The following is a 9478-nucleotide window of genomic DNA, read 5'->3' as shown; positions in this document are numbered from 1 at the left end:
GTCGACCCCGCCGTCGGCGAGCCCCGCGAACCCATCCGCCGCGCGGCGCGCGAGCGCGGCCGCGCCGGGGGCGGCGAGCGCGCCCATCCGGACCGCCGCCTGCGCGGCGCGGGTGGCGACCGCGCGGCGCGTCTCGGGATCGAGCGGCGCGCAGAGCTGCTCGAGCGCCTCCTCGAGGGCGTCCATGTCGGCGGGGGCGTCGCCTGGCGCGGGAGCCTCCGCGAGGCGCGGCTCCGGCGCCTCGGGGCCGTCCTCTCCCGGCGTGCCGTCCTCGGGGTCTTCCCCGGCCGGCGCTTCGGCCCGCTCGAGCGCGGGGCGGAGGGCGGCGAGGAGCGTCTCGACCCCCGCGACGGCGATGACGCCGCCCTCGTCGCCGGCCGCGATCGCGTCCTCCATCGCCTCAACCGCCTCGAGCGACGCCTGCACGGCGGCGCGGGAGAGCCCGGCGGCCGGGTCGAACCCCGCGAGCGATCCCTCGATCGCGTGCGCGAGCCGCTCCACGTCGGCGAGGCCGAGGCTCCCCGAAGAGCCCTTGAGGCTGTGCGCGATGCGGCGCACGGCGTCGAGCGCCTCGGGCGCGCGCGGGTCGCGCTCGAGCGTGAGGATCCCCGTGCTGATGGCCTCGAGGTGCTCGCGCGCCTCGGCGGAGAAGACGGGCCAGATCTGGCGGAAGAGCTCGCGATCCATGCGCTACCCGCCGTGCGCCGCCGGGGCGCCGAGCTTGCCGAGGTCGAGCACCGCGAGCCGGTCCTGCGCGATCCACGAGAACGGGCCCTCCGCGGCGCTCGAGAGCCCGTCGCGCGGGAGCTCCACCTGGCCCTCGACCGCCTCCGCGGCGAGGCCGAACGCCTCGTCGCCGTGCTCGACCACCAGGATCTTCGCGAGGTCGTTCAGCCCCGCGCCCTCGAGGCCGAGGAGCTGCCGCAGGTCGAGCACCGGCACCACCCGCGCCCGCGCCACCGCCGCGCCGAGGAGCCAGGGGGGCGCCGCGGGGAGCGGCGAGAGCACCTGCGCGTCGAGGATCTGGAACACGTCCTCGACCTCGACCCCGTAGCGCTCCCCGCCCACGCTGAACGCCACCACGGGCAAGGTGGCCACCGCGGTGGTCTCCCGCGCGAAGGCGATCTCCCGCGCCCGCTCCTCGAGGATCCGGCGGCGCGCCTCGGGCGTCGGCGCCGGCTCGAGCGCGTCCGGCGGCTCGGCCGGAGCCGCCCTGAGCTCGCGCCCCTGTCCCGTTGCCGTCACGCGCTACCTCCTCGCGGGGAGCTGGAGGATCCCACCCACGGTCTTGCGGAGCTCCTCCACCGAGACGGGCTTCGTCAGGAACGCGGTCGCGCCGACGAGCTTGCCCTTCTTGCGGCTCGCGTCGTCGGCGAGCGAGGTGAGGAGGACGATGGGCGTCTTGTGGAGGATCGGATCGGCGCGGATCGCGGCGCACAGCTCGAAGCCGTCCATCCCGGGCATCCGCACGTCCGAGATGACGAGATCCGGCTTGTGCTCGCGCGCCCGCGCGAGGCCCTCCGTGCCGTCCTTCGCCTCCACGAACTCGATCTGCCAGCCCATCAGGTAGACCTGGATGAGCGACAGGAGCGTCCGCGTGTCGTCGACGAGCAGCACCTTCATGGCTCGCTCCTTCCGGCGCCCGCGCGGGGCCGGCGAACTTCGCCGAGCGCGCTGCGCAGCGCACCGGCGGTGATGGGCTCGACGCCGCGGAGCGGCGCGCCGTCGTCCAGGCCCTCGACGGCCTCGATCGCGTTCCGCCGCGCGCGCGCCGCCTCGTCGTGCCGCCCGACGCGCGCGTAGAGCGGCACGAGCGACGCGTGCGCCATCGCGAGGCCGGGCTCGAGGTAGAGGGCGCGCCGGAGGGCGTCGATGGCGCCGCCGAGATCGCCCCGCGCGTCGGCGGCCATGGCGAGGAGCAGGTAGGACTCCGGGCAAAGGTGCCGCTCGGCCACCTCGCGGGCGAGCTGCTCCGCGAACTCGAGGTCGCCGCGGCGCGCGGCGGCGCGGGCCTGCTCGAAGCCGGGGATGGGGATCGCGGCTTCGCTCGGAACCGGCGTGTCCAGCGCGGTGGGCGTCACGACCGCGGCCGGGGCGGGAGTCGGGGCCGGGGTGAGCGTCGCGGCGGCCGGGGTGGGCGTCGCGATCGGAGCGGGGGTGGGCGCCGGAGCCGCGCTCGCGCTCCTCCCCCGGCTCCGCGCCTTCGCAGGCGCCGCTCGCTCGGTCCGGACCTCTCCCGGCGCGAGCCGGCGGAAGATCACCGTGCCGCCCACCTCCAGCCGCTCCACCGCGAGCTTCTCGGCGATGGGCACCTCCACCGGGCCGAGCAGGAGGAACCCCCCCGGCGCGACCGCCTCGAGGAGCCGCGCGGTGATCGCGCGCGCGGTCTCGGGGTCGAAGTAGATGAGGACGTTGCGGCAGACGACGAGGTCGAACGGGCCGGCGGGGGCGGGCTCGGAGTAGAGGTTGTGGCGACGGAACTCCACCGCGGCGCGCACCTCCGCGCGGACGCGCACCTGCGGCCCCTCGCCCTCGAGGTGGCGAGCGCGCGCGCCCGGATCGAGCCGGCGCAGCGACCACGCCCCGTAGACCGCCTCGGCGGCCACCGCGAGCGCGCGGGCGGACACGTCGGTCGCGAGGATCCGGTCGCGGCACGCCGCCCGGCCGGCGTCGCGGAGCAGCATCGCGAGCGAGTACGGCTCCTCGCCGGTGGCGCACCCGGCCGACCAGATCCGCAGCGGGCGCTCGCGCTGCGCGCGCGCCAGCACCACCTCGCGCACGGCGTCGAGCTGCTCGGGGTGGCGGAAGAAGTAGGTCTCCCCGACCACCGCCGCCTCGACGAGCTCGCCCAGGCAGCGCGGATCGCGGGCCCGGAGCCGGGCCCGGAACGCCTCGGGCTCGAGCTCCACCGCCCGCGCGGCGCGGCGGAGCGCCTCCTCGAGCGTGGTGCGGAGCCCCTCGGTGAGCGTGATGCCGCACGCGTCGCGCAGCGCCCGCTCGACGTCCTCGACGCCGGCGGCGAAGGTCGCGCCGGCGGCGGTCAAGGCCGCTCCGGGAGGCCTTCGGCGAGGGGCGCGGGATCGAGGAGCGGCACGACCTCGCGGTCGAGCAGGCACAGCCCTGCGACGAGCGGCGTGCCGCGCCAGGCCGGGGGCGTCCCGGACGCCGCGTCCCCGTGGAAGAGCCGGGGGCCGTCCACGAGCCGGTCCACCCGGTCGACGACGACGCCGAGGGTCGGCGAGCCGGGGAGGATCGCGATCTGGGCGTCGAGGGGAGGCTCGCGAACGGCGCCGAGCCAGGCGGAGAGATCCACCGCGACGACCGGCTGGCCCCGGCACACGAAGGTCCCAAGCACGTGCGGCGAGGCGCCGGCGAGCGGCGCGGTGGCCACGAGCCGGATCACCTCCGAGACGCGGGAGGCCGGGAGCAGCGCGCGCCGGCCGGCGGCCTCGACGAGGAGGTGCATCCCGGGGAGCGCGTCGCCGCCGTGGGCGACGAGGTCGCGCTGCGCGGCGCGGAGCGCCTCCTCGAGCCGGCGCACCTCGGCGGCGAGCGCCGCGCGCGGCGTACGGACGCCGCCCGCGGCGGCGGTGGGTGCAGGTCTCGAGGTCACGGTCCGACAAGCAGGATAGCGGACGGCCGCCCGCCCGTCGAACCCGCGCCAGCACGCGATCAGGGCGCCGACGGGGCTCCGTCGTACCTGGGATCGCTCGCCGCTTCCCAGCGACCGTCCGGCCGGCGCCGCACCGCCTGGGCGTTGCCCCAGGGCCGCTCCGCCACCTGGAGCCGGTGTCCCCGCGCCGCGAGCGCGCGGGCGGTCTCGGCCTCGAGCGCGTTCGGCTCGACGCGCAGGGCGTCCGGTTGCCACTGATGGTGCAGGCGTGGAGCGGCGAGCGCCTGCTCCAGGGACATACCGTCGTCCACGAGGTGGGAGATCGCCTGCGCGACGGTGGTCGGGATGGTCGAGCCGCCCGGCGCGCCCACGACGAGCCAGAGCGCCCCGCCCGGCGCGAAGACGAGCGTCGGCGCCATCGACGAGAGCGGCGTCTTCCCGGCCGCGGGCGCGTTCGCGCCGGTGCCGACGAGCCCGTACGCGTTCGGCGCGCCCGCGGCGGCGTCGAAGTCGTCCATCTCGTCGTTGAGCAGGATCCCCGTCCCCGGGACGACCACGCACGCGCCGAACAGGTAGTTCACGGTCGTGGTGATCGCGACCGCGTTCCCCTCCGCGTCCACCACCGAGAGGTGGGTCGTGTGCTTCCCCTCGTCGCGCGGCGGCGTGTCCGCGGCGACGGGGCGCGTCCGCTCGCCGAGCTCCGCGGAGAGGCGGGCGGCGTACGCGGGCGAGACCATCTCCTCGACCACCCCCGCCGCCCCGGGCACGAAGTCCGGGTCGCCGAGCGCGGCGCGCCTCGCGAAGAGCCGCTTCTCCGCCTCCGCCATGGCGTGCAGGAAGCGCACGGGCCGGTACCCGCCCTCGCGCGGCGCCTCCCGCTCCAGCGCCTGCAAGAGCCCGATCACGATCGCGCCTCCCGCGGAGGGCAGGCCCATGGAGACGATCCGGTAGCCGCGGTAGCTCCCCTCGACCGGCGCGCGGTCGCGCACGCGGTAGCGCGCGAGGTCGCTCGCGGCGAGCACGCCGCCGTCGTCTCGCGCGGCCCGGGCGATGCGCTCCGCGAGCGGGCCGCGGTAGAAGGCCGCGGGATCCCGGCCAAGGAGCCGCAGCGTGCGGGCGAGGTCGGGGCGCACGATCCGCTCGCCGGGCGCGGGCGCCGCGGGCCGGCCGTCCGCGCCGGCGACGAGGAGCTCCCTCGCGGCCGCGGGCCGGGCGGCCAGGCACGCGAGGCGGGCCCTCGCCGCGTCGGAGTAGGAGGGGGAGGCCGGGAACCCGCGCTCGGCGAGGCGCGCCGCGGGCGCGGCGAGCGCCGCGAAGGATCGGGTGCCGAAGCGGCGCGCGAGCTCCGCGTACCCCTTCACGGCCCCCGGAACCGCCACCGCCAGGCCGCCGTCGAGGGAGCGCGACGGCGTCGCCGGGGCGCCGCCCCGCGCCGCGAACAGGTCCGGGGTCGCCGCGCCGGGCGCGACCTCGCGGAAGTCGAGGGCGTGGACCTTCTTCTCGCGCGCGTCGTAGACGAGGGCGAAGCCGCCGCCGCCGATTCCAGAGGACTGCGGCTCGACCACCGCGAGCGCGAGGGCGGCCGCGACCGCCGCGTCGGCGGCGTTGCCGCCCCGGCGCAGGACGTCCGCGGCGACCTCGCTCGCGAGCGGGTGAGCGGTCGCGACCGCCCCCCGGCTGGAGACGGCGGTCGCGGACAGGACGATCGCGAGCAGGACGGGCATCCACCACCTGTACCACCGCGCGGCGGCCTTTCCGGGCCCCGCCCCCGCTCCTCGGGCTTGATCACCACGCGGGGGCGAGCCTAGCCTGCCGCGACATGACCCGCTCTCCCACCCCCCTCGCCGCGATCGTGCTCGCCGCCGGCAAGGGCACCCGGATGAAGTCGCAGAAGGCGAAGGTCCTCCACGAGGTCGGCGGCCGCCCGCTGGCCTGGTTCCCGCTGCTGCGCGCGCTCGAGCTCGGGGCGAACCCGGTCGTCGCGGTGGTGGGCCACCAGGCGGAGGCGGTCGAGGCGGCCCTCGCGGCCGCGCTCCCGGGCGCGCCGCTGCGCTTCGCCGTGCAGCGCGAGCAGCTCGGCACCGCGCACGCCGTCCTCGCCGCCCGCGACGCGCTCGGCGCGTACGACGGCCCGATCGTGATCCTCTCCGGCGACACGCCCCTCCTCACGGCGGAGACGCTCGCGCACGTGGTCGGCGCGCGGGCGGGCGCGACCCTCGCGCTCGCGACGATGAAGCTCGCGAACCCGCACGGCTACGGGCGCATCGTCCGCGACCCCGCGGGCAACCCGGCGCGCGTGGTCGAGGAGAAGGACGCGAACGAGGCCGAGCGCGCCATCGACGAGGTGAACGCCGGGCTCTACTGCGCCGAGGCGGCGTTCCTGTGGGCCGCGCTCTCGAAGGTGGGCAGCGCCAACGCCCAGGCCGAGTTCTACCTCACCGACCTCGTCGCGATGGCGGCGCGCGCGGGCGGCGCGGTCGCGGTGCCGGTCCCGCCCGAGGAGGCGTCGGGCGTGAACGACCGCGAGGAGCTCGCCCGGGCCGGGCGGGTGCTCCTGCGCCGGCGGGCGTCGGCGCTCATGCGCGGCGGCGTGACGATCGAGGATCCGGAGCGGTTCGACTGCGACGAGGGCGTCGAGATCGGCGCGGACACCGTCATCGAGCCGAACGTCCGGCTGAAGGGGCGCACCCGCGTCGGCGCGGGCTGCCGGCTCGGCGCGGGCGCGATCCTCACCGACGCGACCCTCGGCGACGGCGTCACGGTGAAGCCGTACACGGTCGTCGACGAGTCCACCGTGGCCGCGCGCGCGATCCTGGGGCCGTTCTCCCGGCTCCGCCCCGGCAGCGAGATCGGCGAGGAGGCGCACGTCGGGAACTTCGTCGAGACGAAGAAGGCGCGCCTCGGCAAGGGGGCGAAGGCGAACCACCTCACCTACCTCGGCGACGCCACGGTGGGCGCGGGCGCGAACGTCGGCGCCGGCACGATCACCTGCAACTACGACGGCGAGAAGAAGCACCCCACCGTCATCGGCGAGGGGGCCTTCATCGGCTCGGACTCGATCCTGGTCGCGCCCATCGAGATCGGCGCCGGGGCGTACGTCGCGGCGGGCTCCACCCTCACCGACAGCGTGCCTCCCGGTGCACTGGCGCTCGGGCGCGCCAAGCAAGTGACGAAGGAGGGGTGGGTGGCCAGGCGGCAGGCGGAGAAGCAGAACAAAGGGGCGGCCGAGGCCGCGCCGCCGCCGGCTCCGGGCGAGGGCCCGCGCGGCGGACGAGCGAGCTAGCGGGCGAACCGCTTCCCCGTGGTAGAAGGCAGGCCCTCATGTGCGGAATCGTTGGCTACGTCGGTCCCCGGCAGTGCGTCGACCTCATCGTCGGCGGCCTCAGGAAGCTCGAGTACCGCGGCTATGACTCCGCGGGCGTCGCGGTGGTCGGGCCGTCCGGCCTCGCGGTGAAGCGGGCGAAGGGCAAGCTCCAGAACCTCGTGACGATCCTGCGCGACGGGCCCCTGCCCGGCTGCACGGGCATCGGCCACACGCGCTGGGCGACGCACGGCCGGCCGTCGGACGAGAACGCCCACCCGCACGCGTACGGCGGGGTGGCGGTGGTCCACAACGGCATCATCGAGAACCACCTCGACCTCAAGGCGGCGCTCACGGGGCGCGGCCACAAGTTCGCCTCCGAGACCGACACCGAGATCTTCGCGCACCTCATCGCCGACGCGCTGCGGGACGGCGCCCGGGACCTGCAGGCCGCCGTCCGCGCGGCCCTCGCGCAGGTCCAGGGCACCTACGCCATCGCGGTCGTCTCGGAGAAGCGGCCGGGCGAGATCGTCGCCGCGAAGAACGCCTCGCCGCTCGTGGTCGGCTACGGCGAGGGCGAGAGCTTCCTCGCCTCGGACGTGCCGGCCATCCTCGAGCACACCCGCGAGGTGAGCTACCTCGAGGAGGGCGAGCTCGCGGTCCTGACCGCCGGGGGGATCACGCTCTTCGGGCGCGACGGCGAGCCGGTCGAGCGCAAGCCGCGGCGGATCGAGTGGAGCGCGGTGGCCGCCGAGAAGGACGGCCACAAGCACTTCATGCACAAGGAGATCTTCGAGCAGCCCCGGGCCGTCGCGGACACGATCCGCGGGCGCGCGTCGCTCGAGCAGGGCGACGTCACGCTCGACGGGGTCGAGCTGCCCGAGGGCTACGTCAAGCAGCTCGAGCGGATCGTCATCGTCGCCTGCGGCACCTCCTGGCACGCCGGGCTCTCCGGGCGCCAGATGATCGAGGCGCTCGCGCGCATCCCGGTGGAGGTGGAGCTCGCGAGCGAGTTCCGCAACCGGGATCCGCTGGTCTCGGAGCGCGTGCTCTGCCTCGCCATCTCGCAGTCGGGCGAGACGGCCGACACGCTCGCGGCGGTGAAGGTCGCGCGGGCGCGCGGCGCCAAGGCCTACGCGATCTGCAACGTCGTGGGCTCGGCGATCGCGCGCGAGTGCGACGGCGGGACGCTCTTCACCCGCGCAGGCCCGGAGATCGGCGTCGCCTCGACGAAGGCGTTCACGACCCAGCTCGCGGGCCTCTATCTCCTCGCGGTGAAGCTCGGCCGCCTGCGCGGCACGCTCTCCGCCGACGCCGCGCGCGAGCACCTCGAGGCGCTTCGCCACGTCCCCTCCTGGATGGAGCAGATGATCCGCCAGGAGGCGGCGCTCATGCCGATCGCGAAGCGCTGCGCCGCCGCGCGCGACGTCCTGTTCCTCGGGCGCGGGAGCCAGTACCCCGTCGCGCTCGAGGGGGCGCTCAAGCTCAAGGAGATCTCGTACATCCACGCCGAGGGCTACGCCGCGGGCGAGATGAAGCACGGGCCCATCGCCCTCATCGACGAGGAGCTGCCGGTCGTCGTCCTCGCCACGCAGGAGCGCGCGTACGAGAAGACGCTCGGCAACATGGAGGAGGTCCGCGCCCGCGGAGGCCACGTGTTCGCGGTGGTGTCCGAGGGCGACACGCACGCGGCGAGCCTCGCCGAGGTGGCGCTCACGGTCCCGCCCGCCCCGCCGCTCCTCGCCCCGCTCGTCTCCATCATCCCGCTCCAGTTCCTCGCCTACCACGTCGCCGATCTGAAGGGCACGGACGTGGATCAGCCCAGGAACCTGGCCAAGAGCGTGACGGTCGAGTAGCAGCGCGACCCCTCTCCCTTCTCGCCATCCGCCCCCCGGTCCGCTACACCTCGTCCCGTGGAGGGCAAGAGTCACCGCCTCTTCGTCGCGCTCGAGCCGACGGACCTCGTCCGTCGCCGCATCGCCGCGACGGCCGCGCACCTGCGCCGCTCGGCGGGCCGCGCGGCCGACGACGTCCGCTGGGTCGTCCCCGAGAACGTCCACCTCACCTTGCAGTTCCTGGGCGCCGTCCCGGAGCCGCGCGTGGAGGCCGTCGCGGACGCCGTGCGCGCGGCGGCCGCCGGGTCGCACCCGCTCGCGCTGGAGGTGCACGGCGCCGGCGGCTTCCCGAACGCGCGGCGGCCGCGGGTCGTGTGGGCGGGCATCCAGGGCGACGTCGCCGCGCTGGGGGCGCTCGTGCAGGACCTCGGGCGACGGCTCGCGCCGCTCGGCTTCGCGCCGGAGGCGCGCCCGTTCTCCCCGCACCTGACGCTCGGCCGGGCGCGCGACGTCCGCGGCGCGCCCGGGCTCGGTGGGGCGCTCGCGGAGGCGGCGCAGGGCGACGGCGTCGCGTGGCGCGCCGGCGAGCTCGTGCTCTTCGAGTCGCACCTGTCGCCGAAGGGACCGCGCTACGAGGCCATCGTGCGCGCCCCGCTCGGACGCTCGAGCGAGGGACGCTGATCGAAGTGATCGCCCGGCTCAGCGCCCGGGCGCCGGGGCGGGCGCAGG

At 76.4% G+C, this 9478-nt stretch carries 9 protein-coding genes; 3 read left to right on the top strand and 6 right to left on the bottom strand.

What is annotated here, in order from left to right; genetic code table 11:
• The 6 genes from MNZ39_RS21855 to ggt all read right to left on the bottom strand — a co-directional run.
• The coding region (locus MNZ39_RS21855) for an Hpt domain-containing protein (protein ID WP_242341216.1) at nucleotides 1-687 on the bottom strand (687 nt) is incomplete at its 3' end.
• 3 nt (nucleotides 688-690) lie between these two features.
• Nucleotides 691-1245, bottom strand: a complete 555-nt coding sequence (locus MNZ39_RS21850; protein WP_242341215.1) for a chemotaxis protein CheW — start codon at nucleotides 1243-1245, stop codon at nucleotides 691-693.
• A gap of 3 nt (nucleotides 1246-1248) precedes the next feature.
• A complete protein-coding gene (locus MNZ39_RS21845) occupies nucleotides 1249-1623 on the bottom strand; it encodes a PleD family two-component system response regulator (protein ID WP_242341214.1) in 375 nt (124 codons plus the stop codon).
• Complete coding sequence (locus MNZ39_RS21840) at nucleotides 1620-3044, bottom strand: protein-glutamate O-methyltransferase CheR (protein WP_242341213.1); 1425 nt, start codon at nucleotides 3042-3044, stop codon at nucleotides 1620-1622. Before MNZ39_RS21840 ends, MNZ39_RS21845 begins: the two co-directional genes overlap by 4 nt.
• The gene (locus MNZ39_RS21835) at nucleotides 3041-3613 is read right to left on the bottom strand and encodes a chemotaxis protein CheW (RefSeq protein ID WP_242341212.1); all 573 of its coding nucleotides are present in this window, start codon (nucleotides 3611-3613) and stop codon (nucleotides 3041-3043) included. Before MNZ39_RS21835 ends, MNZ39_RS21840 begins: the two co-directional genes overlap by 4 nt.
• A gap of 59 nt (nucleotides 3614-3672) precedes the next feature.
• A complete protein-coding gene (gene ggt, locus MNZ39_RS21830; protein WP_242341211.1) occupies nucleotides 3673-5337 on the bottom strand; it encodes a gamma-glutamyltransferase in 1665 nt (554 codons plus the stop codon).
• A 95-nt stretch (nucleotides 5338-5432) separates the two neighbouring features.
• On the opposite strand from ggt, the gene glmU reads away from it, so the two are divergent.
• Genes glmU through thpR form a run of 3 tightly spaced genes read left to right on the top strand, consistent with a single transcriptional unit; the run spans nucleotide 5433 to nucleotide 9430 of the window.
• Nucleotides 5433-6896 (top strand): bifunctional UDP-N-acetylglucosamine diphosphorylase/glucosamine-1-phosphate N-acetyltransferase GlmU, encoded by a 1464-nt coding sequence (gene glmU, locus MNZ39_RS21825; RefSeq protein WP_242341210.1) that lies wholly within the window; start codon nucleotides 5433-5435, stop codon nucleotides 6894-6896.
• A gap of 38 nt (nucleotides 6897-6934) precedes the next feature.
• Nucleotides 6935-8770, top strand: a complete 1836-nt coding sequence (gene glmS, locus MNZ39_RS21820) for a glutamine--fructose-6-phosphate transaminase (isomerizing) (RefSeq protein ID WP_242341209.1) — start codon at nucleotides 6935-6937, stop codon at nucleotides 8768-8770.
• A 57-nt stretch (nucleotides 8771-8827) separates the two neighbouring features.
• Nucleotides 8828-9430: an RNA 2',3'-cyclic phosphodiesterase gene (gene thpR / locus MNZ39_RS21815; protein WP_242341208.1), complete on the top strand. Its 603-nt coding sequence runs from the start codon at nucleotides 8828-8830 to the stop codon at nucleotides 9428-9430.
• Nucleotides 9431-9478: the final 48 nt, after the last annotated feature.

It is taken from the genome of Anaeromyxobacter sp. SG66, assembly GCF_022690805.1.
In the GTDB taxonomy this organism is placed as follows: Bacteria; Myxococcota; Myxococcia; order Myxococcales; family Anaeromyxobacteraceae; genus Anaeromyxobacter; species Anaeromyxobacter soli.
The sequence above is the reverse complement of the archived record's forward strand: the minus strand, read 5'-3'. Positions and strand labels throughout refer to the sequence as shown.